The organism is Comamonas granuli NBRC 101663, assembly GCF_000739995.1.
Classification (GTDB): Bacteria; Pseudomonadota; Gammaproteobacteria; order Burkholderiales; family Burkholderiaceae_C; genus Simplicispira; species Simplicispira granuli.
On the sequence record NZ_BBJX01000023.1, the window covers coordinates 1 to 22,814 of the forward strand.

Here is a 22,814-nt window from a genome sequence, read left to right on the forward strand (position 1 = left end):
CGACGGATAGCAAGGTAGGCACACCATGTCCAAGCAAAAAATCCGTATCCGCCTCAAGGCGTTCGACTACAAGCTGATCGACCAGTCCGCGGCCGAGATCGTCGAAACCGCCAAGCGCACCGGCGCCATCGTCAAGGGCCCGGTCCCGCTGCCCACGCGCATGAAGCATTTCGACATCCTGCGCTCGCCGCACGTCAACAAGACCAGCCGCGACCAGCTCGAGATCCGCACGCACCAGCGTCTGATGGACATCGTGGACCCCACCGACAAGACGGTGGACGCCCTGATGAAGCTCGACCTGCCCGCGGGCGTGGACGTCGAAATCAAGCTGCAGTGATGCATGCGCCTGGCGGGCGCCCTGCCAGCCAGGCCTTCTTGTAACGCGAACTTGCTTGCAAAAGCGGTTCGCGTTATAATTTGCGGCTTCGCCCTTTTTGCGTTTGTGAACAAGCGCAGCAGGCGGAGTTTTATCAACCGCCTTTCATGCGCACAGCGTGCGCAACGCCGGGGCCAATTGCAGTCGCGGCGGTGAAAGTTTTGGAGAAAACCAATGAGTCTGAGCACCTCCCTGGGGTTGCTGGGCCGCAAGGTGGGCATGATGCGCCTGTTCACTGATGATGGGGACGCAGTGCCCGTCACGGTGGTGGATGTGTCCGGCAACCGCGTGACCCAGGTCAAGACCCAAGAGAACGATGGCTATGTGGCCCTGCAGGTCACCTATGGTTCGCGCAAAGCATCGCGCGTGACCAAGCCCGAAGCCGGCCACCTTGCCAAGGCAGGCGTGCAAGCCGGTGAAATCATCCGTGAATTCCGCGTGGCGGCAGAAACCGCCGGCAAGTACGCCGCGGGCGCCACGGTGCCCGTGACCGATGTGTTTGCCGTTGGCCAGAAGGTCGATGTGCAGGGCACGACGATCGGTAAGGGCTATGCCGGCACCATCAAGCGCCACAACATGGGCTCGCAGCGCGCCTCGCACGGCAACAGCCGTTCGCACAACGTGCCTGGCTCCATTGGTATGGCGCAGGACCCCGGGCGCGTGTTCCCGGGCAAGCGCATGACCGGCCACATGGGCGACGAAACCGTCACCACGCAAAACCTCGACGTGGTGCGTGTCGATGAGGCCCGCCAGCTGCTCCTGATCAAGGGTGCCATCCCCGGCGCCAAGGGCGGCTTCGTGACCGTGCGTCCGGCCGTCAAGGCCAAAGTTTCCAAAGGAGCGAACTAATGCAGCTCGAACTCCTGAATGACCAGGGCCAGGCCGCATCCAAGGTGGATGCGCCCGAGACCGTGTTTGGTCGTGAATACAACGAAGACCTGGTGCACCAGGTCGTGGTCGCCTACCGCGCCAACGGCCGCCAGGGCACGCGTGCCCAGAAGGACCGCGAGCAGGTCAAGCACTCGACCAAGAAACCCTTCAAGCAGAAGGGCACCGGCCGCGCCCGCGCCGGTATGACCTCTTCCCCGCTGTGGCGTGGGGGCGGTCGCATCTTCCCGAACCTGCCGGAAGAAAACTTCACGCAGAAGATCAACAAGAAGATGTACCGCGCCGGCATGGCGTCCATCCTGTCGCAACTGGCGCGCGAAGGCCGCCTGGCGGTGGTGGACTCCATCAAGGTGGATTCGCCCAAGACCAAGGTGCTGGCCGACAAGTTCAAGGCCATGAACCTGCCGTCCGTGATGGTGATCGCCGATCAGGTCGATGAGAACCTGTACCTCGCGTCGCGCAACCTCAAGGGCGTGTTCATCGTCGAGCCGCGCTATGCCGACCCCGTCTCGCTCGTGCACTTCAAGAAGGTGCTCGTGACCAAGGGCGCACTCGACCAACTCAAGGAGATGTTCGCATGAGCACGCTCAAGTTTGACGAAGGTCGTCTGATGCAGGTCCTCGTGGCTCCCATCGTGTCCGAAAAGGCCACCATGGTTGCCGAGAAGTCCAATGCTGTGACGTTCAAGGTGCTGCAGAACGCTACCAAGCCCGAAATCAAGGCCGCCGTGGAACTGATGTTCAAGGTGGAAGTGAAGGGCGTTTCTGTGGTGAACACCAAAGGCAAGACCAAGCGCTTTGGCAAGACCATGGGCCGCCGCGACAACGTGCGCAAGGCCTATGTCACGCTCAAGGAAGGTCAAGAGCTGAACCTGTCCGGGGAGGCTGCGTAAACCATGGCTGTGATCAAACTCAAACCCACCACCCCGGGCCAGCGTGGCACGGTGAAGGTGACGCGCGACCACCTGCACAAGGGCGAGGGCTATGCCCCGCTGCTGGAGCCCCAGTTCCAGAAGGCAGGCCGCAACAACAACGGCCGCATCACCACGCGCCACAAGGGCGGTGGCCACAAGCACCACTACCGCGTGGTCGATTTCTGCCGCGACAAGGATGCCATCCCTGCCAAGGTCGAGCGCATCGAGTACGACCCCAACCGCACGGCCCACATCGCTCTGGTGTGCTATGCCGACGGTGAGCGCCGCTACATCATCGCTCCGCGCCACCTGGAAGTGGGCGCCTCCATCGTGAGCGGCTCCGAAGCGCCCATCCGCGTGGGCAACACGCTGCCGATCCGCAACATCCCCGTGGGTTCGACCATCCACTGCATCGAGCTCAAGCCCGGTGCCGGTGCGCAGATCGCCCGTTCGGCGGGTGCTTCGGCCACGCTGCTGGCACGCGAAGGCGTGTACGCCCAGGTGCGCATGCGCTCGGGTGAAGTGCGCAAGATCCACATCGAGTGCCGCGCCACCATCGGTGAAGTGGCCAATGAGGAACACAACCTGCGCCAGATCGGCAAGGCCGGCGTGAAGCGCCACATGGGCATTCGCCCCACGGTGCGCGGTATCGTCATGAACCCGGTGGACCACCCCATGGGTGGTGGCGAGGGCCGCAGCAAGAGCGGACGCCATCCGGTCGACCCATGGGGCAACCTGACCAAGGGCTACCGGACCCGCAACAACAAGCGCACGCAGAACATGATTGTTTCGCGTCGCAAGAAATAAGGACCTCCGCAAATGACTCGTTCTCTGAAAAAGGGTCCGTTTGTGGACCACCACCTGCTGGCCAAGGCCGAGAAGGCCGTTGCCACGAAGGACAAGAAGCCCGTCAAGACCTGGTCGCGCCGCTCCATGGTGCTGCCCGAGTTCATCGGCCTGACCATTGCCGTGCACAACGGCAAGCAGCACGTGCCGGTGTACGTGACCGACCAGATGGTCGGTCACAAGCTCGGCGAGTTTGCGCTGACCCGGACCTTCAAGGGTCATCCCGCCGACAAGAAGGCCAAGAAGTAAGGAATAGAACATGTCTGAAACACGTGCTGTTCTCCGTGGCGTGCGCTTGTCGGTCGACAAGGGCCGTCTCGTCGCCGACCTGATCCGCGGCAAGAAAGTGGACCAGGCCCTCAACATCCTGGCGTTCACGCAGAAAAAAGCTGCGGGCATCGTCAAGAAGGTGCTGGAGTCGGCCATTGCCAACGCCGAGCACAACGATGGTGCCGACATCGACGAACTGAAGGTCAAGACCATCTACGTCGAGCAGGGTGCCACGCTCAAGCGCTTTACCGCGCGCGCCAAGGGCCGCGGCAACCGCATCAGCAAGCCGACCTGCCACATCTACGTGACCGTGGGTCAATAAAGGCCAGAGGAAGACTATGGGACAGAAAATCCATCCTACCGGCTTCCGCCTGGCGGTCAGCCGCAACTGGGCCAGCCGCTGGTACGCCAGCAACCGTGACTTCGCCGGCATGCTGGCCGAAGACGTCAAGGTGCGCGACTACCTCAAGGCCAAGCTCAAGAACGCCGCCGTCTCGCGCGTGCTGATCGAGCGTCCCGCCAAGAACGCCCGCATCACCATCTACTCGGCACGTCCGGGCGTGGTGATCGGCAAGAAGGGCGAGGACATCGAGACGCTGAAGAAGGAACTGGCCACCCGCCTGGGCGTGCCTGTGGCCGTCAACATCGAGGAAGTGCGCAAGCCCGAAATCGATGCCAAGCTGATTGCCGACTCCATCACCCAGCAGCTCGAGAAGCGCATCATGTTCCGCCGCGCCATGAAGCGCGCCATGCAGAACGCCATGCGCCTGGGCGCCCAGGGCATCAAGATCATGTCCTCGGGCCGTCTGAACGGTATCGAAATCGCCCGTACCGAGTGGTACCGCGAAGGCCGTGTGCCCCTGCACACCCTGCGCGCCGACATCGACTACGGCACCTCCGAAGCCAAGACCACCTACGGTGTGATCGGCGTGAAGGTGTGGGTCTACAAGGGCGATACCCTGGGCCGCGGCGACCTGCCTGCTGCCGAGACGCCGCGCCCTGAAGAAGAGCGCCGTCCGCGCGGCCCGCGCCGCGATGGCCGTCCGGGCGAGCGCGCAGGCGCTGGCCGCGGTGGCCGCCGCCCGGTTGGTACCAACGCCGCACCTGCCGACGGCAGCGACAAGCCCGTGGGCGCAGGTGCAGATTCCGTTAAGCGCGAACGCAAGACCGCGCCCGCTCCAGCGGCGGACGGTAAAGGAGAATAAATATGCTGCAACCCGCTCGCCGCAAATACCGCAAAGAGCAGAAGGGCCGTAACACCGGCATCGCCACCCGGGGCAACTCGGTGGCCTTCGGTGACTTCGGTCTCAAGTGCACGGACCGTGGCCGCCTGACGGCCCGCCAGATCGAGGCCGCGCGCCGTGCCATCTCGCGCCACGTCAAGCGTGGTGGCCGTATCTGGATCCGCGTGTTCCCGGACAAGCCCATCTCCACCAAGCCTGCCGAAGTGCGTATGGGTAACGGTAAGGGCAACCCCGAGTTCTACGTGGCCGAAATCCAGCCTGGCAAGGTCGTGTTCGAGATCCTCGGCGTGCCCGAAGAACTCGCTCGCGAGGCGTTCCGTCTGGCAGCTGCCAAGCTGCCCCTGCGCACGACCTTCGTCGCGCGCATGGTGGGCCAGTAATTCAGGAGAAACAGAGATGAAAGCTGCTGAACTGCGCCAAAAAGACGAGGCGGCCCTGGCTGCGGAAGTGAAGTCGCTGCAAAAGGCCCATTTCGGCCTGCGCATGCAAAAGGCCACGCAACAGCTGGGCAACACTGCCACGCTGAAGGCGACGCGCCGCGACATCGCCCGCGCCAAGACCATCCTGGCTGAAAAGCAAGCCGCCAACACCGCCAAGGCCTAAGGAGCGAACATGACGGAAGCCAAAAAATCCCTCAAGCGCACCCTGGTCGGCAAGGTCGTGAGCGACAAGCGCGCCAAGACCGTGACCGTGCTGGTCGAACGTAGCGTCAAGCACCCGATTTACGACAAGATCGTCGTCAAGTCGAGCAAGTACCACGCCCACGACGAGAACGGTGAGTACAAGCTGGGCGACACCATCGAGATCACGGAGAGCCGTCCGCTGTCCAAGACCAAGAACTGGGTGGCAACGCGCCTGGTGCAAAAGGCCGGTCTGGTCTAAGCCCAAGCAGCCCTGCGCTGCATGAAAAACAAAAACGACCCACAATCTGGGTCGTTTTTGTTTTTGGGGCGCCACACGGGGTGGCGCTTCGCACCAGGAGAAACTCATGATCCAGATCGGCGATACGCTGCCTGCCACCACCCTCATGGAATACGTGGAAACCGAGGGCAACGGCTGCAGCATAGGCCCCAACCCGGTGGACGTGCGCGCCGCCGCGGCCGGCAAGACCATCGCCCTGTTCGCCGTGCCGGGGGCCTTCACGCCCACCTGCTCGGCCAAGCATGTGCCGGGTTACCTGGAGAAGGCGGCCGAGCTGCGCGCCGCGGGCGTCGACGAGATCTGGTGCCTGGCGGTGAACGACGCCTTCGTCATGGGCGCCTGGGCGCGCGAGCAGCAGACGCAGGGCCAGCTGCGCATGCTGGCCGACGGCGACGCTGCATTTGCCCAGGCCACGGGCCTGACGCTGGACCTCACGGGCAAGGGCCTGGGCCTGCGCAGCAACCGCTATTCCATGCTGGTCAAGGACGGCAAGGTCGTGCGCCTGAACGTCGAAGCGCCCGGCAAGTTCGAGGTGAGCGACGCCGCCACCCTGCTGGGACAAGTGCGCGAAGCCGCTTGATGCTACTGATTTAAGAGCTGCTGGCGCCCGTCCCCAGGGCGCTGCAGCTCTTTTTTCTTGTATTCACCGGACCCGACACGGGCCGGGGGCTCACAGCGCGGCCTTGAGGTAGTGCGCACCCGCGATGGGGTTGTGGTAGTAGGGCGGGATTTCCTCGAAGCCCAGCTCGGCATAGAGCGCGCGGGCCGATTCCATGTCATCCAGGGTATCGAGCAGGATGTTGTCGTACCCGGCGATGCGCGCGGCATCCAGGATGCCCTCGGCCAGTTGCCGCCCCAGGCCGAAGCCGCGAAACGCCTTGCGCACATAGAGCCGCTTCATCTCGCAGGCGTTGGGGTAGTCGCAATTGTCCAGCGGGCGCATGGCACAGCAGCCGGCGTAGGCGCCATCGACCAGCGCCACGAGCAGGGCGCCGCGCGGCGCCGTGTAGTCGCCCGGCAGGCTGGCGAGCTCCTCGGTGAAGTTCTGGAAGCACAGGTCTATGCCCAGGCTGGCGGCGTACTCCTCGAACAGGGTGCGCACTTCGTCCCAATGCGCGGGGGTCTGGGGCGTCAGGAGCTGGATGGTGGGGGTGTCCACTTCTTGCAGGGGGCGATCAAGATACGGCCCCGCAGTGTACCCCCTCGCGCCGGCAGGGCCGGCTGCGGCCGGCGCGCGCCTTCAGGATTCGGCCAGGAGCTTCTCGATGAGCTGGTGCAACTGCGTGAAATCGGGGGCGCCCACATAGGTCTTGACGATGTCCCCGCGCTTGTTCAGCAGATAGGTCGTGGGGGTGATGCGCACATCGCCCCAGGCCTTGGCCACGGCGCCGGTATTGTCTATGGCCACCTTGAACGGCAGCTTGCGCGTTTCGGCGAAGTTGACGACATAGCTGGGCGGGTCGTAGCTCATGGCCACCGCCAGGGTGTCGTAGCCGCGCGTGTGGAACTTCTGGTGCGTCTCCACCAGCCCGGGCATTTCGGCCACGCAGGTCGTGCAGCTCGTGGCCCAGAAGTTCACCAGCACCACCTTGCCGCGCAGGTCCTGCGTGGTCTGCTGCGAGCCATCGAGCAGCACGAACGTGGACGTCGGCGCGGCCGACTGGCTGCACGCGGCCAACTGCAGCGCTGCTGCGCACAGCGCACCCAGCGCCAGGCGGCGCGGCCAGCGCGCGGGCCCGGCCGGCCCCGGGCGGGCGGCGGCGGTGGAGGGGGGAACAGAGGAGGGGGTCTCGGGGGTCATGCGGGCTCCAGGCCGGCCAGCACCCTGGTGCGGAGCTGCCGGACAAGGCGCGATTGTGCGCCAGCACGGGTTTCGAGTGCGTATCGGGACACAAGTTTCCTGCATCTGCGCCATGCGTTGCACGGCGCGCAGCCATAATGCAGGCGATGGCAGCCTCCACGAGCACCCGGATCTTTCTCATCGCCCATGCGCCTTTGGCAAGCGCCCTGCGCGCCTGCGCGCAGCACGTGTTCACCGATGGCGCGGCGCATCTGCTGGTGCTCGACGTGCCCGCCGATGCCGCCCCCGAGGACACGCTGGCGCAGGCCGAGCGCCTGCTGGGCCCGCCGGATGCCGGGCCGGTGCTGGTGCTGACCGATGTGTTCGGCGCCACGCCCTGCAACGTCGCGCAGCGCCTGCTGCGCGGGCGCGAGGCGCGCCTGCTGACCGGCGTCAACCTGCCCATGCTGCTGCGCAGCGTCTGCTACCGCAGCGAGCCGCTCGACGCCCTGCTGCAGCGCGCCCTGGTGGGCGGCACGCAGGGCGTGATGCAGGTGGCGCCGGCCGAACTCCCTGCCCCCCATTCCAAGAACAAGACGCATGATCAAGACGGCGACGACCATCACCAATAAACTGGGCCTGCACGCCCGCGCATCGGCCAAGCTGACCAAGCTGGCAGGCAGTTTCGACGCGGAAGTCTTCATGCGCCGCGGCGAGCGGCGCATCAACGCCAAGAGCATCATGGGCGTGATGATGCTGGCCGCAGGCATGGGCAGCGAGGTCGAAATCGAGACCGAGGGCCCGCAGGAGCGCGAGGCCATGGACGCGCTGCTGGCGCTCATTGGCGACAAATTCGGCGAAGGCGAGTGACCATGGCGGCCGCCCGCAGCGCGCAAGGAGAAGGGCCATGACATTCTCGATCGCGGGGCTGGCGGTCTCGCGCGGCATATCCATAGGGCGCGCGGTGCTTGCGGGCTCCGGCCGCATGGAGGTGGCGCATTACTTCATCGAGCCGGGGCAGGTCGAGGGCGAGATCGCGCGCGTGCGCAGCGGGCGCAACGCCGTGATCGCCGAGCTGCAGCGCCTGCAGGAGGACATCCCGGCCGACGCGCCGCAGGAGCTCACGGCGCTGCTCGACGTGCACCTGATGCTGCTGCAGGACGAAATGCTCACCAGCGGCGTCAAGCACTGGATCACGGAACGCCTCTACAACGCCGAGTGGGCGCTCACCACGCAGCTCGAAGTCATCTCGCGCCAGTTCGACGAGATGGAGGACGACTACCTGCGCGAGCGCAAGGCCGACCTGGAGCAGGTGGTCGAGCGCATCCTGCGGCACATGAAGGGCATGGTGCACCCCGTCGCCCAGCCGCACAGCCCGCGGCGGCGCACGCAGCAGGACCTGATGCTCGACGACACCATGGACGTGCCGCTGGTGCTCGTGGCGCAGGACCTCTCGCCCGCCGACCTGCTGCAGTTCAAGAAAAGCGTGTTCGCCGGTTTCGTGACCGACGTGGGCGGCAAGACCTCGCACACCGCCATCGTCGCGCGCAGCATGGACATCCCGGCCGTGGTCGGCGCGCGCAGCGGCAGCCAGCTCGTGCGCCAGGACGACTGGATCATCATCGACGGCGACGCGGGCGTGGTCATCGTCGATCCTTCGCCCATCATCCTCGCCGAATACGGCTACCGCCAGCGCCAGATCGAGCTCGAGCGCGAGCGCCTCACGCGCCTGCGCCACACGCCCGCGGTCACGCTCGACGGCGAGCGCGTGCAACTGCTGGCGAACATCGAAATGCCCCAGGACGCAGCCGCCGCCGTCGCCGCGGGCGCCGTGGGCGTGGGCCTGTTCCGCACCGAATTCCTGTTCATGGGCCGCGCGGGCAGCCTGCCCGACGAGGAGGAGCAGTACCGCGCCTACCGCGAGGCCGTCGAGGGCATGCAGGGCCTGCCCATCACCATCCGCACCATAGACATCGGCGCCGACAAGCCGCTGGACAAGGGCCACAAGGGCACCTCGCTCAACCCCGCCCTGGGCCTGCGCGCCATCCGCTGGAGCCTGGCCGACCCGGGCATGTTCCGCACCCAGCTGCGCGCGCTGCTGCGTGCGGCGACGCATGGCAAGGTGAACATCATGTTCCCCATGCTGGCGCACCCGGCCGAGGTCGAGCAAACCCTGGCACAGGTGCGCCTGGCGCAGGCCGAGCTCGACGCGCGCGGCGCCGTGCACGCACCCGCCGCGCTGGGCGCGATGATCGAGGTGCCCGCCGCCGCGCTCATGGTGCGCTACTTCCTGCGCCACTTCGACTTCCTCTCCATCGGCACCAACGACCTGATCCAGTACACCCTGGCCATAGACCGGGCCGACGAGGCCGTCTCCCACCTCTACGACCCCATGCACCCCGCGGTGCTGCGCCTGGTGGCCGACGTGATCGCCGCCGGGCGGGCGCAGGGCAAGAGCGTTTCCGTGTGTGGCGAGACGGCGGGCGAGGTGGGCATGACGCGCCTGCTGCTGGGCCTGGGCCTGCGCAGCTTCTCCATGCACCCGGCGCAGATCCTCGCCGTCAAGCAGGAGGTGCTGCGCGCGGACACGCGCAAGCTCGCCGGCTGGGCGCACGCGCTGGTCGATGCCGACCTTGCACCCAGTGCCGAATCGCTATTAAATCAATAGCTGGTAGCGCTTGTTGGATAAGCGCTGGAGGCCGATTCCATTCAAATTCAGCGTGCCCGCATGCCCAGTACGGCCGCGCCGATGATCATGGCCGTGGCCAGCGCCAGGCTGGCGCTGAAGGCGCGCCCGCTCACCAGCACCAGCAGGCTGGTCGAGGCCAGCGGCGTGAGGTAGCTCAGGATGCCGATGTGGCGCGCATCGCCCAGCTTGAGGGCCTTGTCCCACAGGTAGAACGAGGCCCCCAGCGGCCCCAGGCCCAGCACGGCCAGCAGCGCCCAGTCCCGGCCCTGCAGGCTGGCGGCGGGCTCCAGCAGCACGTGGCACAGCAGCGAGAGCAGGCCCGAGACCAGCCCGAACAGGCCGATGGCCGTGGTGGGAAAGGTTGCCACGCGCTTGGTCAGCAGCGAGTAGGTGGCCCAGATGAACGCCGCCGCGCCCGCCGCCAGGTAGCCCCAGGACAGGCTGGCGCTGAGCTCGCGCCCGCCGGTGATGGCCACCGCCGCGCCGCCAAAGCCCAGCAGCGCCGCGAGCACATGCGGCAGGCGCAGCGCCACGCCGGGCAGCACCACGGGGGCGAGCACCACGATGAACAGCGGCCACAGGTAGTTGACCAGATTGGCCTCCACGGGCGGCGCGTGGCGCAGCGCGATGAACAGCAGGAAGTGGTAGGCGAACAGCCCGTATACCCCCAGCGCCAGGGTGCGCAGCGGAATGCGCCACTGCGACGGATCGCGCAGCACCAGGGGCCAGGCCGGCACGCTGCCGATGACCAGGGCGATGCCGGTGAGCAGAAACGGCGGAATATGGGTCAGGGACACGCCCAGCGAAGCGAGCGAGGCCCACAGGGCGATGGCGCCCAGCGCGTACAGGTTGGCTTGCATGCGCGCAGCTTAACGGCCGGCCGGGCCGCGCGGCGCGGGTCCATCGTCGCGCAACGCGGGACTGGCGGGCGCAGCGGCGCGGCGCAGCGCCGCCGTCAGTGCCGAGGGCGAGCGGTAGCCCGTGCGGCGCGCGGCCTCGGCCACGGGAACGCCCTGGCCGCGCAGCCATTGCGCCTGCTCCAGCCGCAGGCTGCGCAGCCAGGCCATGGGCGGCAGGCCTTGTTCGTGGCGGCAGCGCTCGGCGAACTGGGCCGGGCTCAGGTGCGCGCGCTGCGCCAGGTCGGCCACCCCCAGGGGGCGGTGCCAGTGGGCGGCGACCCAGGTGCGCAGGGCGTTCCAGTCGATCGCCCGGCGGCGCCCCGCGCCGGGCGCGGCATGCGCGCTGCCCATGAGCCAGGACTCCAGCAGCAGTGCCGGGCCGTGCTGCTGCGCCAGGGGGCTGCCCTGCTGCAGCGCGGCGGCCAGGTAGCGCACCAGCGGCAGCGCCGGGGCAGAGGCGGCCGCAGGCTCCGGGCCCAGGCAGCGGGCCCAGTGGGGGTCGCAGCTGTCGAGCACCAGGCATTCGCTGCCCTGGGCCGAGGCAAAGTCATGGAGTGCGCCCGGCGCGATCACGCAGCCGGCCCCGCAGGCCAGGCGCATGCCGCGCCCGTCGATCTCCAGCTCCAGCGTGCCCGACAGCCCCCACAGGATCTGGAAATGCGCATGGCTGTGGCTGCCCGGCGCTGCGCCATAGCGCCGCACGGAAAGCGTGTCCATGTCCGGCCTGCGCCCCGCAGCGCCTCAGACGCCGGCCGACTGGGCCTGGCGGTCGGCGTGGTAGCTCGAGCGCACCAGGGCGCCCACGGCAGCGTGCGAGAAGCCCATCTCGTAGGCGGCCTTCTCGTACATCTTGAAGGTGTCGGGGTGCACGTAGCGGCGCACGGGCAGGTGGCTGCTGCTGGGCGCCAGGTACTGGCCGATGGTCAGCATGTCGATGCCGTGCGCGCGCATGTCGCGCAGCACCTGCAGCACTTCCTCGTCCGTCTCGCCCAGGCCCACCATGATGCCGCTCTTGGTCGGCACGCCGGGGTTCTGTTCCTTGAACTTCTTCAGCAGGTTGAGCGAGAACTGGTAGTCGGAGCCGGGGCGCGCTTCCTTGTACAGGCGCGGCGCGGTCTCCAGGTTGTGGTTCATCACATCGGGCGGGTCGGCCTGCAGGATGGCCAGCGCCTTGTCGTCGCGGCCGCGGAAGTCGGGCGTGAGGATCTCGATCTTGGTGCTGGGCGAGAGCGCGCGGATCTGGCGGATGCACTCGGCAAAATGGCCGGCCCCGCCGTCGCGCAGGTCGTCGCGGTCCACGCTGGTGATGACGGCGTACTTCAGGCGCATCTGCGCAATCGTCTGCGCCAGCTTCAGGGGCTCGTTCTGGTCCAGCGCGTCGGGCCGGCCGTGGCCCACGTCGCAGAAGGGGCAGCGGCGCGTGCACTTGTCGCCCATGATCATGAAGGTCGCCGTGCCGTGGCCGAAGCACTCGCCGATGTTCGGGCAGGAGGCTTCCTCGCACACCGTGTGCAGGTGGTTTTCGCGCAGGATCTTCTTGATCTCGTAGTAGCGCGTATTGGGCGAGCCGGCCTTCACGCGGATCCACTCGGGCTTCTTCAGCACCTCGGCCTGTTCGACCTTGATCGGAATGCGTGAGAGCTTGGAGGCGGCCTTGTGCTTGGCCAGGGGGTTGTATTCGGCGGTGGATTGCGCTTCGCGCACGACGTCGGAGGTGCTCATGGCGGTATTCAGGGGGCCAGCCGGACCGTGAGCTGTTTGCCCAGGACGCCAGCCACCTCTTCCCAAGTGGTGTGGACCCCGATTGTAGAAAGGTCGATGGTCTGCAAGCCAGCGTAGCCGCAAGGGTTGATGCGCGAGTAGGGTTCCAGGTCCATGGCCACGTTGAGTGCCACGCCGTGGTAGGTGCAGTGGCGGCTCACCTTGATGCCCAGCGCGGCGATCTTGCCCAGGCCGGTGAAGTCGGGCGCCACCCCCGGGCCCGGCGCGCCCTTGCGCGGGCGCTGCGGCAGCGCGGCGTGGCTGTGCGGGTCGTCCAGGCGCACATAAATCCCCGGCGCTGCGGCCACCCGGTGCCCGGTGATGCCGAACTGCGCCAGCGTGCGGATCACCGCTTCCTCGATGCGGTAGACGTATTCCTTGACGTAGTAGCCTGCGCGCTGCAGGTCGATGAGCGGGTAGGCCACCACCTGCCCGGGGCCGTGGTAGGTCACCTGCCCGCCGCGGTTGGTGGGGACGACGGCGATGTCCCTCGGGGCCAGCACGTGCGCCTGCGTGCCCGACAGGCCCAGCGTGAACACGGGCGGGTGCTCGCACAGCCAGAGCGCGTCGGGCGTCTGCGCCGTGCGCTCCTGGGTGAAGGCGCGCATGGCCTCGTAGGTCGGAAGATAGGGCACGGTGCCGAGGTGGCGGATGTCCATGGCGCGCGGTCCGTCAGAGCACGACCTTGACCATGGGGTGCGCCGTGAGCGCGCCGTACAGGCCGTCGAGCTGGCCGCGGCTGGTCGCCGTGACCGTCAGCGTCACGCTCAGGTAGTTGCCGCCGCGGCTCTCGCGCAGCTCGATGCAGGTCTCGTCGAACACCGGGTCGAACTGCCGCGCCACCGCCGCCATGGCTGCCACGAAGCCCTCGGCGCGCACGCCCATGACCTTGATCGGGAACAGGGAGGGGTATTCGATGAGGCTGTCCTGGCGGCTGCCAGGCGCCGGACCCAAAGGAGAAAGTGCCATGATTTGCTCTTGATTTGATAGCTGCTGACGCTGACCCATTATGCCAAAACGGCCGATTGGGCTATGAACCGGGTGGCGGGCGCGCGCGCCGGTGGTGGTTCGTCTGCGTTGGCGCCGCACCACATCCTGCAGGTCCCCGCGCGCTGCATTGCCGCATGGCGTCAGATAGCATTGCTGAACTGCCCGGGTTTTTACTTATAATCAAGGGCTTTGTGTAAGTTTCAGCCCATGACTGGAGGTGCGAGCCATGCGAAACATCGCTCCAGAAACAGAAGCTGAGGCTGAAGAACCTGACTTCAAGCCCCTGACCGCCGAAGAGGCGAGGGACTGGCGCAGGCGGCACCCGACACCGTCGGTGTGGCGCCTGGTGGCGGTACAGGCCCTTGCGGGGGTGCTCGTGGCGCTGCTGGCCTGGGGGGTGTCTGGTGCGTGGCCGGTGGCCTGGTCTGCAGGTTACGGTGCCCTGGCGGTCGTGCTTCCGGCGGCGGTGTTCGCGCGCGGCATGGCGCGCCAAAGGCATGCTGCCGGTGCGGCCATGGTTGGGTTCTTCGGGTGGGAGTTGGTCAAGATCATGCTGACCGTCGCCATGCTGGCGGCGGCGCCCCGGCTGGTGCCGCAGCTCAGCTGGCTGGCGCTGCTGGCGGGCATGATCGTGACGATGAAAACGTACTGGGTGGCGCTGCTGGCGCGGCCCGGTGTTGGAAAAACCGACTGACTTTTTGAGAGAAGAGTAGACCGATGGCCGCAGAAGCGAATGCCCCGACTGCCAGTGAATACATCGTTCACCACTTGCAGCACCTGCAGAACGTCAAACAGGGTTTCATCGTCGATTTTTCGGTGGTCAACATCGATTCCGTCGCGGTCAGCGTGGCGCTCGGCGTCATCATGCTGCTGATCTTCTGGTCTGCGGCGCGCAAGGCCAGCGCCGGCGTCCCGGGGCGCTTCCAGGCGGCGGTGGAGATCCTGGTCGAAATGGTGGACAACCAGGCCAAGGCCAATATCCACAATGCCGAGAGCCGCAAGTTCATCGCGCCCCTGGCGCTCACCGTGTTCGTCTGGATCTTTCTGATGAACGCCATGGACATGCTGCCGGTCGATCTGCTGCCCGTGCTGTGGCAGGGGGCGACGGGCGATCACCATGCCTATCTGCGCGTCGTTCCCACGGCCGACCTGTCCACCACCCTGGGCCTGTCGTCTGCCGTGCTGCTGCTGTGCTTCTACTACAGCGTCAAGATCAAGGGGCTGGGCGGCTGGATCCACGAGCTGTTCACGGCCCCCTTCGGCACCAGCAAGAACCCGCTGTTTGCTGCCATCCTGGGTGTGGTGAACTTCGCCATGCAGATGATCGAATACCTTGCCAAGACGGTGTCGCACGGCATGCGACTGTTTGGCAACATGTACGCTGGTGAGTTGGTGTTCATGCTGATCGCCCTGATGGGCGGCGCGGCTGCCATGTCGCTCTCTGGTGTGTTGCTCCCTCTGGGGCACATCATTGCGGGCTCTATCTGGGCGATCTTCCACATCCTGATCATCACCCTGCAGGCCTTCATTTTCATGATGCTCGCGCTGATTTACCTCGGCCAGGCGCATGAAGCCCACTGACCCTTTCCCTTTCCCTTTCCTTTCCAACCTTTCTTTTCATCACTAGGAGTCATCATGGAAAACATTCTCGGTCTCGTTGCTCTGGCTTGCGGTCTGATCGTGGGTCTCGGCGCCATTGGCGCTTCGATCGGTATCGCTCTGATGGGCGGCAAGTTCCTGGAATCTTCCGCTCGCCAGCCCGAGCTCATCAACGAGCTGCAGACCAAGATGTTCATCTTGGCCGGTCTGATCGATGCTGCCTTCCTGATCGGTGTGGCCATCGCCCTGCTGTTCGCCTTCGCCAACCCCTTCGTCCTGAAGTAATCCACGCACGCCCACCAACCCATAGAAAGGTGTTGCCGTGAGTATCAACGCGACCCTGTTCGTTCAGGCCATCGTCTTCCTGATCCTGGTGTGGTTCACGATGAAATTCGTGTGGCCCCCGATCGCGAAGGCGCTGGATGAGCGAGCCCAGAAAATCGCCGATGGCCTCGCTGCCGCCGATCGTGCCAAATCCGAACTCAGCGCTGCCAACCAGCGCGTCGAGAAGGAGTTGTCGCAGGCGCGCAACGAGACGGCCTCGCGCCTGGCCGATGCCGATCGCCGCGCACAGGCCATCATCGAAGAGGCCAAGGCCCGCGCGACCGAGGAGGCCAACAAGATCGTTGCCGCCGCCCGCGCCGAGGCCAACCAGCAGGCAGTCCAGGCCCGCGAAGCCCTGCGCGAGCAGGTGGCTGCGCTGGCCGTCAAGGGCGCAGAGCAGATTCTTCGCAAGGAGGTCAATGCTGCCGTCCATGCCGATCTGCTCAATCGCCTGAAGACCGAGCTGTAAAGGGGACGGAAATGGCAGAACTCGCCACCATTGCCCGCCCCTATGCCGAAGCCCTGTTCAAGGCCTGCGTGGCCAAGGCCGGGACGGACCTCGCTGCCTGCGCAGCCTGGCTCGACGAACTGGCATTGGTAGCGGCCCATCCCCAGGTGCGCCAACTGGCCGACAGCCCCAAGGTCTCCGACGATCAGGTGTTCGACCTCGTCGCCGGTGTGGTGCGCTCGTCCCTGCCCGATGCGGCGCGCAATTTCCTGCGCACCGTGATCGACAACGGACGTCTGGCGGCACTGCCTGAGGTGGCGGCCCAGTTCCGGGTCCTGGTCAACAACCGCAACGGCTCCTCGGACGCCGTCGTCCACAGCGCCTTTGCACTGGAGGCCCCCGCCCTGGCGGAGCTTGCCGCCGTGCTGGAGAAGCGCTTCGGCCGCAAGCTCAATCTGTCCGTGCAGCTCGATCCCGCGCTGATCGGCGGGGTCCGCGTGGTGGTGGGCGACGAGGTGCTCGACACTTCCGTCAAGGCCCGTCTGGAACAAATGAAAGCGGCCCTCACGGCCTGAGCGGCTGGAGGTCTCGGCTAATTAAAGAAAGAAGGAAAGAGTCATGCAACTCAATCCCGCAGAAATTTCTGAACTGATCAAGAGCCGCATCGAAGGGCTGGCAGCCAGCAGCGACATCCGCAACCAGGGCACCGTGGTGTCCGTGACCGACGGTATCGTGCGCATCCATGGCCTGTCGGACGTGATGCAGGGCGAAATGCTGGAGTTCCCGGCCGGCAGCGATGGCCAGCCGAGCTTTGGCCTGGCGCTGAACCTGGAGCGCGACTCCGTGGGCGCGGTGATTCTGGGCGAGTACGAGCACATCTCCGAGGGCGACACCGTCAAGTGCACGGGCCGCATTCTGGAAGTGCCCGTGGGTCCCGAGCTGGTCGGCCGCGTGGTCAACGCCCTGGGTCAGCCCATTGACGGCAAGGGCCCGATCAACGCCAAGATGACGGACGTGATCGAGAAGGTCGCTCCCGGCGTGATCGCGCGCCAGTCCGTGGACCAGCCGCTGCAGACCGGCCTGAAGTCCATCGACTCCATGGTGCCTATCGGCCGCGGCCAGCGCGAGCTGATCATCGGCGACCGCCAGACCGGCAAGACCGCCGTGGCCATCGACGCCATCATCAACCAGAAGGGCCAGGGCGTGACGTGTATCTACGTCGCCATCGGCCAGAAGGCCTCGTCGATCAAGAACGTGGTGCGCGCCCTGGAGCAGGCCGGCGCCATGGAATACACCATCGTCGTGGCGGCCTCGGCCTCCGAGTCTGCCGCCATGCAGTATGTGTCGGCCTACTCCGGTTGCACCATGGGCGAGTACTTCCGCGACCGCGGCCAGGACGCCCTGATCGTGTACGACGACCTGTCCAAGCAGGCCGTGGCCTACCGCCAGGTCTCGCTGCTGCTGCGCCGCCCGCCGGGCCGCGAAGCCTTCCCCGGCGACGTGTTCTATCTCCACAGCCGCCTGCTCGAGCGTGCCGCCCGCGTGAACGCCGACTACGTCGAAGCCTTCACCAAGGGCGAGGTCAAGGGCAAGACGGGTTCGCTGACGGCCCTGCCCGTGATCGAAACCCAGGCCGGCGACGTGTCCGCCTTCGTGCCGACCAACGTGATCTCGATCACCGACGGCCAGATCTTCCTGGAAACCAGCCTGTTCAACGCCGGTATCCGTCCCGCCATCAACGCCGGTATCTCGGTGTCGCGCGTGGGTGGTGCTGCTCAGACCAAGCTGATCAAGGGCCTGTCCGGCGGTATCCGTACCGACCTGGCGCAGTACCGTGAACTGGCGGCCTTCGCGCAGTTCGCCTCCGACCTGGACGAAGCCACCCGCAAGCAGCTCGACCGCGGTGCGCGTGTGACCGAGCTGCTCAAGCAGCCCCAGTACAGCCCGCTGCCGATCAGCCTGATGGCCGCTACGCTGTTCGCCGTGAACAAGGGCTTCATGGACGATGTGGACGTCAAGAAAATCCTGTCGTTCGAGTCCGGCCTGCACCAGTTCCTCAAGACCAGCCATGCAGCCCTCCTGCAGCGCCTGGAGCAGAACCGCGCCTTCGACAAGGAAGGCAAGGACGAGGCCGAGCTGACGCAAGCCATCACGGCCTTCAAGAAGTCGTTCGCCTAATCCGGACGAGGAAGCAACATGGCAGCAGGCAAGGAAATACGCGGCAAGATCAAATCGGTGGAAAACACCAAGAAGATCACCAAGGCCATGGAAATGGTGGCCGCGTCCAAAATGCGCAAAGCGCAGGATCGCATGCGCGCCGCTCGCCCGTATGCCGAGAAGGTTCGCAATATCGCGGCCCATCTCGGCGAGGCCAACCCCGAGTACGTCCATCCCTTCATGAAGCTGAACGACGCCAAGGCGGCCGGCATCATCGTGGTGACGACCGACAAGGGGTTGTGCGGCGGCATGAACACCAACGTACTGCGTGCAGTCACGAGCAAGTTGCGCGAACTGCAGGCTGCTGGTGTCGACACGCAGGCCGTTGCCATCGGCAACAAGGGCCTGGGTTTCCTCAACCGCATCGGCGCCAAGGTCGTGGCCCATGCCACGGCTTTGGGCGATACGCCGCACCTCGACAGGCTCATCGGCCCCGTCAAGGTGCTGCTCGATGCCTATGCGGAAGGCAAGATCAACGCGGTGTACCTGAGCTACACCAAGTTCATCAACACCATGAAGCAGGAATCGGTGGTGGAGCGGCTGCTGCCCCTGTCCTCCGAGCAGATGCAGGCCGAGAAGACCGGGCACGGTTGGGACTACATCTATGAGCCCGATGCGCAGAGCGTGATTGACGAACTGCTGGTGCGTTATGTCGAGTCGCTGATCTACCAGGCCGTGGCGGAAAACATGGCTTCGGAGCAATCGGCGCGCATGGTGGCCATGAAGGCCGCCACCGACAACGCGGGCAACGTCATCAACGAGCTCAAGCTGGTCTACAACAAGACGCGCCAGGCGGCGATCACGAAAGAACTTTCGGAGATCGTCGCGGGTGCTGCGGCAGTTTAAATTTCTGGAGCAAATCAAATGGCTCAAGTGCAAGGCAAGATTGTTCAATGTATCGGCGCCGTGGTGGACGTGGAGTTCCCGCGCGACCAGATGCCCAAGGTCTACGACGCCCTCAAGCTCGAAGGCTCGGCCCTGACGCTGGAAGTGCAGCAGCAGCTCGGCGACGGCATCGTGCGTACCATCGCCCTGGGGTCGTCGGACGGCTTGAAGCGCGGCCTGATGGTGACCAACACCGGCAACCCCATTACCGTGCCCGTGGGCAAGGCCACCCTGGGCCGCATCATGGACGTGCTGGGCAACCCCATCGACGAGCGCGGCCCCGTGAGCCAGGAGCTCACCGCCTCCATCCACCGCAAGGCCCCGGCCTATGACGAGCTCTCGCCGTCGCAGGAACTGCTGGAAACCGGCATCAAGGTGATCGACCTGGTGTGCCCGTTTGCCAAGGGCGGCAAGGTGGGCCTGTTCGGTGGCGCCGGCGTGGGCAAGACCGTGAACATGATGGAGCTCATCAACAACATCGCCAAGGCGCACTCGGGTCTGTCCGTGTTCGCCGGCGTGGGCGAGCGTACCCGCGAGGGCAACGACTTCTACCACGAGATGTCCGACTCCAAGGTCGTGGTGCAGGAAGACCTGAGCCAGTCCAAGGTGGCCATGGTCTACGGCCAGATGAACGAGCCTCCGGGCAACCGTCTGCGCGTGGCCCTGACCGGCCTGACCATCGCCGAGTCCTTCCGCGACGAAGGCCGTGACGTGCTGTTCTTCGTGGACAACATCTACCGCTATACGCTGGCAGGTACCGAAGTGTCTGCTCTGCTGGGCCGCATGCCCTCCGCCGTGGGCTACCAGCCCACGCTGGCCGAGGAAATGGGGCGTCTGCAAGAGCGCATCACCTCGACCAAGGTCGGTTCGATCACCTCGATCCAGGCCGTGTACGTGCCGGCCGACGACTTGACCGACCCGTCGCCCGCGACCACCTTCGCCCACTTGGACTCGACGGTGGTGCTGTCGCGTGACATCGCCGCCCTGGGTATCTACCCTGCCGTCGATCCGCTGGACTCCACCAGCCGCCAGCTCGACCCGCACGTGGTCGGCGAGGAGCACTACAACGTGGCACGCCAGGTGCAGGGTACGCTGCAGCGCTACAAGGAGCTGCGTGACATCATCGCCATTCTGGGCATGGACGAACTGGCGCCCGAGGACAAGCTCACGGTGGCCCGCGCGCGCAAGATCCAGCGTTTCCTGTCGCAGCCCTTCCACGTGGCCGAAGTGTTCACCGGTTCGCCCGGCAAATACGTGCCCCTGGCCGAGACCATTCGCGGCTTCAAGATGATCGTGGCCGGCGAGTGCGACCACCTGCCCGAGCAGGCCTTTTACATGGTCGGCACCATCGACGAAGCCTTCGAAAAGGCGAAGAAGGTGGCCTGATGACATGCAGGCCGGCCCCCGGGCCGGCCCTTGCCCGTCCAGGCTTGCCATTCCCTTTTTCTAGGAGCAAAGATGAACACCATCCACGTCGATGTGGTCAGTGCCGAGGAATCCATCTTCTCCGGCGAGGCGCGCTTTGTCGCCTTGCCGGGCGAAGCGGGTGAATTGGGCATCCTGCCCAAGCACACGCCATTGATCACCCGTATCAAACCGGGTTCGGTGCGGATCGAAATGGCCGACGGTGGCGAAGAATTCGTCTTCGTGGCTGGCGGCATTCTGGAGGTCCAGCCCGATTGCGTTACCGTGCTGTCGGATACCGCCATCCGGGGCAAGGACCTTGATGACCAGAAGGCCCATGAGGCCAAGCTTGCCGCCGAAGAGGCGCTGAAGAACGCCAAGAGCGAAGTCGATTTGGCGCGCGCCCAATCGGAGCTTGCCATCATGGCCGCTCAGCTGGCGGCTTTGCGCAAGTACCGCGAGAAGCGCTGACGCGGCTGCGCGTGGCCCCGGCAAGGGGGCGCGTACAGGTTCTCTCTTCAAGCCCGCCCCGGTGCGCCGTGGCGGGCTTTGTCGTTCACGGGGCCCTCCTCCTCTTGCAGTACCCTGAAGAGTTCATGGATGATTGTCAGATGGACGAACTCGTACTTCAGGCCATGGCCAAATGGCCACATGTGCCCGATTGCCACGGCTGGCTGGGCCTGGATGCGCGTGGCCAGTGGTACCTCCGGGATGCGGCCGTGCAGGAGCAGGGGCGCTTTCCCCAGTCCAAGGGCAGCCGCCTGGAGCACGCCAAGCTAGTGGCTTTCATAGGTCGCAACTACGCATGCGACCCGGCCGGCTGCTGGTATTTCCAGAATGGGCCGCAGCGTGTTTTCGTGGAGCTGGAAGCCACGCCCTGGATCTTCAGGGTGCAGGCGGATGGTGGAGTGCAAACCCACACCGGCCTTGCTGCGACCGTTCAGGCGTGCTTGGTGGATGAATCCGGCAAGGCCTATCTGGTGACCGAGCGGGGCCTGGGCCTGGTGCACAGCCTGGACACCATCACGCTGGAACAGCACCTGGCCCAGGAGCGCTGGCACCTGCACGAGGTGCTCAGCCACGAACTGCCGCAGCGCTACGGCTATGTCGCGAGCCCGCTGGCGCAGCAGCTTACTGCGCAGGCGCCGGCGCCGGGGGCTCGGTGAACTGGCCCCCGCCCTGGTTGGCCATGTAGGCTACAGCGCGGGCGATTTCCACGTCGCTGAACGCGCCGCCTCCCTGAGCCGACATGGCGTTTTTGCCCTTGAGCGCGGACTGCACCAGGCTATCGAAACCGGTCTTGATGCGCGGACCCCACGCAGCGGCGTCGCCGAGTTTCGGCGCGCCCACGGCGCCGCTGGCATGGCAGGCGGCACATTGCGCCTTGTACACCTGCTCCCCGGACTGCAGAGGGCGGTTGGCGTCCCGGACCTCGACGCTGCCCACTTTCTGAATGCGCAGGGCCACGGAGCGCTCCAGATCGGCCGCGCCCGGCGAAGTCTTGTTGCCGCTGGCCACAAAGCTGGCCAGGCCGATGATGACCGCAATGGGACCGATGAAGGCCAACAGGCTTCCATAGAGCAACTGCAGGGGGGTACGGATGGGGCCGTGGGTCGAGTCCGTGGTGTGCGAGGAAGTCATGGAGCGGTCCTGGGGCGGGTGTTTGATGTAAATCAGACAATTATAGGAAAGTCCGCAGCGACCGTTGGGCAGGGCTGGCGAGCAGAGGGCGCTGTTCGTGCCATAATCGCGGGCTCCAGTCGTTTGGGACCGGAGCGCCGCGCGGCTGTAGCTCAGTGGATAGAGTATTGGCCTCCGAAGCCAAGGGTCGTGGGTTCGATCCCCGCCAGCCGCGCCACTGCCCAGGTGCCGTTCAAAAATGTGGGGCTATTGCAGGCGCGGATATTTTTTTGCTATAATTTTGGTTTCCCTGGAGGGATGCCCGAGTGGCTAAAGGGGGCAGACTGTAAATCTGTTGGCTTACGCCTACGCTGGTTCGAATCCAGCTCCCTCCACCACATGCAGGCGAGCTATTGAGGTGATCGATGGCGCGCAACAAGCGGAGAGCGCTGCGGGAGTAGTTCAATGGTAGAACCCCAGCCTTCCAAGCTGATGACGCGGGTTCGATTCCCGTCTCCCGCTCCAGGCTTGCATGTAATGTTGTTAGATTGATGTGGGTCCTTTGGGGTCTGCATGCCCATGTGGCTCAGTGGTAGAGCACTCCCTTGGTAAGGGAGAGGTCGCGGGTCCGATTCCCGCCATGGGCACCATCTTCATGGTGCGGTTGCCGAGGGTGACTGTGCCTCGTTTTGTTGTTTGGCTATTGATCTCATCGGAGTCGAAAAATGGCAAAAGAGAAA

At 65.5% G+C, this 22,814-nt stretch carries 33 protein-coding genes and 4 tRNA genes; 29 read left to right on the forward strand and 8 right to left on the reverse strand.

Annotated features, from left to right (window positions below; all coding sequences use genetic code 11):
- Window positions 1-25: 25 nt before the first annotated feature.
- The 12 genes from rpsJ to CGR01S_RS15795 all read left to right on the forward strand — a co-directional run bounded on the left by rpsJ (window position 26) and on the right by CGR01S_RS15795 (window position 6,038).
- Complete coding sequence (rpsJ, locus tag CGR01S_RS15740) at window positions 26-337, forward strand: 30S ribosomal protein S10 (RefSeq protein ID WP_042429535.1); 312 nt, start codon at window positions 26-28, stop codon at window positions 335-337.
- 213 nt (window positions 338-550) lie between these two features.
- Entirely contained in the window at window positions 551-1,225 is a 675-nt protein-coding gene (gene rplC / locus CGR01S_RS15745) for a 50S ribosomal protein L3 (RefSeq protein WP_042429538.1), read from the forward strand.
- Window positions 1,225-1,845 (forward strand): 50S ribosomal protein L4, encoded by a 621-nt coding sequence (gene rplD, locus CGR01S_RS15750; protein WP_042429541.1) that lies wholly within the window; start codon window positions 1,225-1,227, stop codon window positions 1,843-1,845. Before rplC ends, rplD begins: the two co-directional genes overlap by 1 nt.
- Window positions 1,842-2,156, forward strand: a complete 315-nt coding sequence (rplW, locus tag CGR01S_RS15755; protein WP_042429544.1) for a 50S ribosomal protein L23 — start codon at window positions 1,842-1,844, stop codon at window positions 2,154-2,156. The genes rplD and rplW overlap by 4 nt, the downstream gene beginning before the upstream one ends.
- Before the next feature lie 3 nt (window positions 2,157-2,159).
- A complete protein-coding gene (rplB, locus tag CGR01S_RS15760; RefSeq protein WP_042429547.1) occupies window positions 2,160-2,984 on the forward strand; it encodes a 50S ribosomal protein L2 in 825 nt (274 codons plus the stop codon).
- A gap of 12 nt (window positions 2,985-2,996) precedes the next feature.
- A complete protein-coding gene (rpsS, locus tag CGR01S_RS15765; protein WP_012202333.1) occupies window positions 2,997-3,272 on the forward strand; it encodes a 30S ribosomal protein S19 in 276 nt (91 codons plus the stop codon).
- Between the two features lie 10 nt (window positions 3,273-3,282).
- Window positions 3,283-3,615 (forward strand): 50S ribosomal protein L22, encoded by a 333-nt coding sequence (gene rplV / locus CGR01S_RS15770; RefSeq protein WP_042429551.1) that lies wholly within the window; start codon window positions 3,283-3,285, stop codon window positions 3,613-3,615.
- Window positions 3,616-3,631: 16 nt separating this feature from the next.
- Window positions 3,632-4,498 (forward strand): 30S ribosomal protein S3, encoded by an 867-nt coding sequence (rpsC, locus tag CGR01S_RS15775; RefSeq protein ID WP_042429554.1) that lies wholly within the window; start codon window positions 3,632-3,634, stop codon window positions 4,496-4,498.
- A 2-nt stretch (window positions 4,499-4,500) separates the two neighbouring features.
- Window positions 4,501-4,917: a 50S ribosomal protein L16 gene (gene rplP / locus CGR01S_RS15780; protein WP_042429558.1), complete on the forward strand. Its 417-nt coding sequence runs from the start codon at window positions 4,501-4,503 to the stop codon at window positions 4,915-4,917.
- Between the two features lie 16 nt (window positions 4,918-4,933).
- Window positions 4,934-5,140: a 50S ribosomal protein L29 gene (gene rpmC, locus CGR01S_RS15785; RefSeq protein ID WP_042429561.1), complete on the forward strand. Its 207-nt coding sequence runs from the start codon at window positions 4,934-4,936 to the stop codon at window positions 5,138-5,140.
- Between the two features lie 9 nt (window positions 5,141-5,149).
- A complete protein-coding gene (gene rpsQ, locus CGR01S_RS15790; protein WP_042429564.1) occupies window positions 5,150-5,419 on the forward strand; it encodes a 30S ribosomal protein S17 in 270 nt (89 codons plus the stop codon).
- Between the two features lie 106 nt (window positions 5,420-5,525).
- On the forward strand, window positions 5,526-6,038 hold the full coding sequence (locus CGR01S_RS15795) for a peroxiredoxin (RefSeq protein ID WP_042429566.1): 513 nt from the start codon (window positions 5,526-5,528) through the stop codon (window positions 6,036-6,038).
- Window positions 6,039-6,128: 90 nt separating this feature from the next.
- Here CGR01S_RS15795 and CGR01S_RS15800 read toward each other — a convergent pair whose 3' ends face one another.
- Window positions 6,129-6,617, reverse strand: coding sequence for a GNAT family N-acetyltransferase (locus CGR01S_RS15800; RefSeq protein WP_042429569.1), 489 nt, complete (start codon window positions 6,615-6,617; stop codon window positions 6,129-6,131).
- An 81-nt stretch (window positions 6,618-6,698) separates the two neighbouring features.
- Entirely contained in the window at window positions 6,699-7,259 is a 561-nt protein-coding gene (locus CGR01S_RS15805; RefSeq protein ID WP_084690755.1) for a TlpA disulfide reductase family protein, read from the reverse strand.
- A gap of 146 nt (window positions 7,260-7,405) precedes the next feature.
- Here CGR01S_RS15805 and CGR01S_RS15810 point away from each other — a divergent pair, with 146 nt between their 5' ends.
- From CGR01S_RS15810 to ptsP, 3 genes are read left to right on the forward strand one after another with little or no spacing between them, the layout of a single operon-like run.
- Window positions 7,406-7,870, forward strand: coding sequence for a PTS sugar transporter subunit IIA (locus CGR01S_RS15810; protein WP_042429632.1), 465 nt, complete (start codon window positions 7,406-7,408; stop codon window positions 7,868-7,870).
- Window positions 7,839-8,108 (forward strand): HPr family phosphocarrier protein, encoded by a 270-nt coding sequence (locus CGR01S_RS15815; protein WP_042429572.1) that lies wholly within the window; start codon window positions 7,839-7,841, stop codon window positions 8,106-8,108. The genes CGR01S_RS15810 and CGR01S_RS15815 overlap by 32 nt, the downstream gene beginning before the upstream one ends.
- Before the next feature lie 37 nt (window positions 8,109-8,145).
- Complete coding sequence (ptsP, locus tag CGR01S_RS15820) at window positions 8,146-9,906, forward strand: phosphoenolpyruvate--protein phosphotransferase (protein WP_042429575.1); 1,761 nt, start codon at window positions 8,146-8,148, stop codon at window positions 9,904-9,906.
- A 47-nt stretch (window positions 9,907-9,953) separates the two neighbouring features.
- Here the strand turns inward: ptsP and CGR01S_RS15825 are convergent, their stop codons facing one another.
- From CGR01S_RS15825 to CGR01S_RS15845, 5 genes are read right to left on the reverse strand one after another with little or no spacing between them, the layout of a single operon-like run.
- On the reverse strand, window positions 9,954-10,787 hold the full coding sequence (locus CGR01S_RS15825; RefSeq protein ID WP_042429579.1) for a DMT family transporter: 834 nt from the start codon (window positions 10,785-10,787) through the stop codon (window positions 9,954-9,956).
- Between the two features lie 9 nt (window positions 10,788-10,796).
- A complete protein-coding gene (locus CGR01S_RS15830; RefSeq protein WP_042429582.1) occupies window positions 10,797-11,543 on the reverse strand; it encodes an AraC family transcriptional regulator in 747 nt (248 codons plus the stop codon).
- Window positions 11,544-11,567: 24 nt separating this feature from the next.
- A complete protein-coding gene (lipA, locus tag CGR01S_RS15835; RefSeq protein ID WP_042429585.1) occupies window positions 11,568-12,548 on the reverse strand; it encodes a lipoyl synthase in 981 nt (326 codons plus the stop codon).
- An 8-nt stretch (window positions 12,549-12,556) separates the two neighbouring features.
- Window positions 12,557-13,246: a lipoyl(octanoyl) transferase LipB gene (gene lipB, locus CGR01S_RS15840; RefSeq protein ID WP_042429589.1), complete on the reverse strand. Its 690-nt coding sequence runs from the start codon at window positions 13,244-13,246 to the stop codon at window positions 12,557-12,559.
- A gap of 13 nt (window positions 13,247-13,259) precedes the next feature.
- Window positions 13,260-13,556 carry a YbeD family protein gene (locus CGR01S_RS15845; RefSeq protein WP_042429592.1) on the reverse strand — a complete coding sequence of 99 codons (297 nt, stop codon included), beginning with the start codon at window positions 13,554-13,556 and terminating at the stop codon, window positions 13,260-13,262.
- A gap of 247 nt (window positions 13,557-13,803) precedes the next feature.
- Between CGR01S_RS15845 and CGR01S_RS15850 the strand changes: the two genes are divergently transcribed.
- The 10 genes from CGR01S_RS15850 (at window position 13,804) to CGR01S_RS15895 (ending at window position 21,620) form a co-directional block, all read left to right on the forward strand.
- Complete coding sequence (locus CGR01S_RS15850) at window positions 13,804-14,271, forward strand: ATP synthase subunit I (RefSeq protein WP_042429595.1); 468 nt, start codon at window positions 13,804-13,806, stop codon at window positions 14,269-14,271.
- 23 nt (window positions 14,272-14,294) lie between these two features.
- Complete coding sequence (gene atpB, locus CGR01S_RS15855; protein WP_042429599.1) at window positions 14,295-15,158, forward strand: F0F1 ATP synthase subunit A; 864 nt, start codon at window positions 14,295-14,297, stop codon at window positions 15,156-15,158.
- 54 nt (window positions 15,159-15,212) lie between these two features.
- On the forward strand, window positions 15,213-15,461 hold the full coding sequence (gene atpE, locus CGR01S_RS15860; protein ID WP_042429601.1) for a F0F1 ATP synthase subunit C: 249 nt from the start codon (window positions 15,213-15,215) through the stop codon (window positions 15,459-15,461).
- Window positions 15,462-15,498: 37 nt separating this feature from the next.
- Window positions 15,499-15,969: a F0F1 ATP synthase subunit B gene (locus tag CGR01S_RS15865; protein ID WP_042429604.1), complete on the forward strand. Its 471-nt coding sequence runs from the start codon at window positions 15,499-15,501 to the stop codon at window positions 15,967-15,969.
- 11 nt (window positions 15,970-15,980) lie between these two features.
- On the forward strand, window positions 15,981-16,523 hold the full coding sequence (locus CGR01S_RS15870) for a F0F1 ATP synthase subunit delta (RefSeq protein ID WP_042429607.1): 543 nt from the start codon (window positions 15,981-15,983) through the stop codon (window positions 16,521-16,523).
- Between the two features lie 43 nt (window positions 16,524-16,566).
- A complete protein-coding gene (atpA, locus tag CGR01S_RS15875; RefSeq protein ID WP_042429610.1) occupies window positions 16,567-18,126 on the forward strand; it encodes a F0F1 ATP synthase subunit alpha in 1,560 nt (519 codons plus the stop codon).
- An 18-nt stretch (window positions 18,127-18,144) separates the two neighbouring features.
- The gene (atpG, locus tag CGR01S_RS15880) at window positions 18,145-19,011 is read left to right on the forward strand and encodes a F0F1 ATP synthase subunit gamma (RefSeq protein WP_042429612.1); all 867 of its coding nucleotides are present in this window, start codon (window positions 18,145-18,147) and stop codon (window positions 19,009-19,011) included.
- Window positions 19,012-19,029: 18 nt separating this feature from the next.
- Window positions 19,030-20,436 (forward strand): F0F1 ATP synthase subunit beta, encoded by a 1,407-nt coding sequence (gene atpD / locus CGR01S_RS15885; RefSeq protein WP_042429615.1) that lies wholly within the window; start codon window positions 19,030-19,032, stop codon window positions 20,434-20,436.
- A gap of 72 nt (window positions 20,437-20,508) precedes the next feature.
- Complete coding sequence (locus CGR01S_RS15890) at window positions 20,509-20,925, forward strand: F0F1 ATP synthase subunit epsilon (RefSeq protein ID WP_042429617.1); 417 nt, start codon at window positions 20,509-20,511, stop codon at window positions 20,923-20,925.
- Between the two features lie 140 nt (window positions 20,926-21,065).
- Complete coding sequence (locus CGR01S_RS15895) at window positions 21,066-21,620, forward strand: DUF2946 family protein (protein ID WP_042429621.1); 555 nt, start codon at window positions 21,066-21,068, stop codon at window positions 21,618-21,620.
- On the opposite strand, the gene CGR01S_RS15900 is transcribed toward CGR01S_RS15895, so the two are convergent.
- Entirely contained in the window at window positions 21,586-22,095 is a 510-nt protein-coding gene (locus CGR01S_RS15900; protein ID WP_042429623.1) for a c-type cytochrome, read from the reverse strand. The genes CGR01S_RS15895 and CGR01S_RS15900 overlap by 35 nt on opposite strands.
- 141 nt (window positions 22,096-22,236) lie before the next feature.
- On the opposite strand from CGR01S_RS15900, the gene CGR01S_RS15905 reads away from it, so the two are divergent.
- From CGR01S_RS15905 to CGR01S_RS15920, 4 genes are all read left to right on the forward strand, one after another.
- Window positions 22,237-22,312, forward strand: a tRNA-Arg gene (locus tag CGR01S_RS15905).
- A gap of 74 nt (window positions 22,313-22,386) precedes the next feature.
- A tRNA-Tyr gene (locus tag CGR01S_RS15910) sits at window positions 22,387-22,472 on the forward strand.
- A 53-nt stretch (window positions 22,473-22,525) separates the two neighbouring features.
- Window positions 22,526-22,599: transfer RNA gene (locus CGR01S_RS15915), tRNA-Gly, on the forward strand.
- A 50-nt stretch (window positions 22,600-22,649) separates the two neighbouring features.
- A tRNA-Thr gene (locus CGR01S_RS15920) sits at window positions 22,650-22,724 on the forward strand.
- Window positions 22,725-22,814 lie beyond the last annotated feature (90 nt).

Excerpts from the sequence above, each read along its gene's own strand:
- rpsJ (WP_042429535.1), top strand. The coding sequence starts at position 26 with ATGTCCAAGCAAAAAATCCGTATCCGCCTCAAGGCGTTCGACTACAAG.
- rplC (WP_042429538.1), top strand. The coding sequence starts at position 551 with ATGAGTCTGAGCACCTCCCTGGGGTTGCTGGGCCGCAAGGTGGGCATG.
- rplD (WP_042429541.1), top strand. The coding sequence starts at position 1,225 with ATGCAGCTCGAACTCCTGAATGACCAGGGCCAGGCCGCATCCAAGGTG.
- rplW (WP_042429544.1), top strand. The coding sequence starts at position 1,842 with ATGAGCACGCTCAAGTTTGACGAAGGTCGTCTGATGCAGGTCCTCGTG.
- rplB (WP_042429547.1), top strand. The coding sequence starts at position 2,160 with ATGGCTGTGATCAAACTCAAACCCACCACCCCGGGCCAGCGTGGCACG.
- rpsS (WP_012202333.1), top strand. The coding sequence starts at position 2,997 with ATGACTCGTTCTCTGAAAAAGGGTCCGTTTGTGGACCACCACCTGCTG.
- rplV (WP_042429551.1), top strand. The coding sequence starts at position 3,283 with ATGTCTGAAACACGTGCTGTTCTCCGTGGCGTGCGCTTGTCGGTCGAC.
- rpsC (WP_042429554.1), top strand. The coding sequence starts at position 3,632 with ATGGGACAGAAAATCCATCCTACCGGCTTCCGCCTGGCGGTCAGCCGC.
- rplP (WP_042429558.1), top strand. The coding sequence starts at position 4,501 with ATGCTGCAACCCGCTCGCCGCAAATACCGCAAAGAGCAGAAGGGCCGT.
- rpmC (WP_042429561.1), top strand. The coding sequence starts at position 4,934 with ATGAAAGCTGCTGAACTGCGCCAAAAAGACGAGGCGGCCCTGGCTGCG.
- rpsQ (WP_042429564.1), top strand. The coding sequence starts at position 5,150 with ATGACGGAAGCCAAAAAATCCCTCAAGCGCACCCTGGTCGGCAAGGTC.
- CGR01S_RS15795 (WP_042429566.1), top strand. The coding sequence starts at position 5,526 with ATGATCCAGATCGGCGATACGCTGCCTGCCACCACCCTCATGGAATAC.
- CGR01S_RS15805 (WP_084690755.1), bottom strand. The coding sequence starts at position 7,259 with ATGACCCCCGAGACCCCCTCCTCTGTTCCCCCCTCCACCGCCGCCGCC.
- CGR01S_RS15810 (WP_042429632.1), top strand. The coding sequence starts at position 7,406 with ATGGCAGCCTCCACGAGCACCCGGATCTTTCTCATCGCCCATGCGCCT.
- CGR01S_RS15815 (WP_042429572.1), top strand. The coding sequence starts at position 7,839 with ATGATCAAGACGGCGACGACCATCACCAATAAACTGGGCCTGCACGCC.
- ptsP (WP_042429575.1), top strand. The coding sequence starts at position 8,146 with ATGACATTCTCGATCGCGGGGCTGGCGGTCTCGCGCGGCATATCCATA.
- CGR01S_RS15825 (WP_042429579.1), bottom strand. The coding sequence starts at position 10,787 with ATGCAAGCCAACCTGTACGCGCTGGGCGCCATCGCCCTGTGGGCCTCG.
- CGR01S_RS15830 (WP_042429582.1), bottom strand. The coding sequence starts at position 11,543 with ATGGACACGCTTTCCGTGCGGCGCTATGGCGCAGCGCCGGGCAGCCAC.
- lipA (WP_042429585.1), bottom strand. The coding sequence starts at position 12,548 with ATGAGCACCTCCGACGTCGTGCGCGAAGCGCAATCCACCGCCGAATAC.
- lipB (WP_042429589.1), bottom strand. The coding sequence starts at position 13,246 with ATGGACATCCGCCACCTCGGCACCGTGCCCTATCTTCCGACCTACGAG.
- CGR01S_RS15845 (WP_042429592.1), bottom strand. The coding sequence starts at position 13,556 with ATGGCACTTTCTCCTTTGGGTCCGGCGCCTGGCAGCCGCCAGGACAGC.
- CGR01S_RS15850 (WP_042429595.1), top strand. The coding sequence starts at position 13,804 with ATGCGAAACATCGCTCCAGAAACAGAAGCTGAGGCTGAAGAACCTGAC.
- atpB (WP_042429599.1), top strand. The coding sequence starts at position 14,295 with ATGGCCGCAGAAGCGAATGCCCCGACTGCCAGTGAATACATCGTTCAC.
- atpE (WP_042429601.1), top strand. The coding sequence starts at position 15,213 with ATGGAAAACATTCTCGGTCTCGTTGCTCTGGCTTGCGGTCTGATCGTG.
- CGR01S_RS15870 (WP_042429607.1), top strand. The coding sequence starts at position 15,981 with ATGGCAGAACTCGCCACCATTGCCCGCCCCTATGCCGAAGCCCTGTTC.
- atpA (WP_042429610.1), top strand. The coding sequence starts at position 16,567 with ATGCAACTCAATCCCGCAGAAATTTCTGAACTGATCAAGAGCCGCATC.
- atpG (WP_042429612.1), top strand. The coding sequence starts at position 18,145 with ATGGCAGCAGGCAAGGAAATACGCGGCAAGATCAAATCGGTGGAAAAC.
- atpD (WP_042429615.1), top strand. The coding sequence starts at position 19,030 with ATGGCTCAAGTGCAAGGCAAGATTGTTCAATGTATCGGCGCCGTGGTG.
- CGR01S_RS15890 (WP_042429617.1), top strand. The coding sequence starts at position 20,509 with ATGAACACCATCCACGTCGATGTGGTCAGTGCCGAGGAATCCATCTTC.
- CGR01S_RS15895 (WP_042429621.1), top strand. The coding sequence starts at position 21,066 with ATGGACGAACTCGTACTTCAGGCCATGGCCAAATGGCCACATGTGCCC.
- CGR01S_RS15900 (WP_042429623.1), bottom strand. The coding sequence starts at position 22,095 with ATGACTTCCTCGCACACCACGGACTCGACCCACGGCCCCATCCGTACC.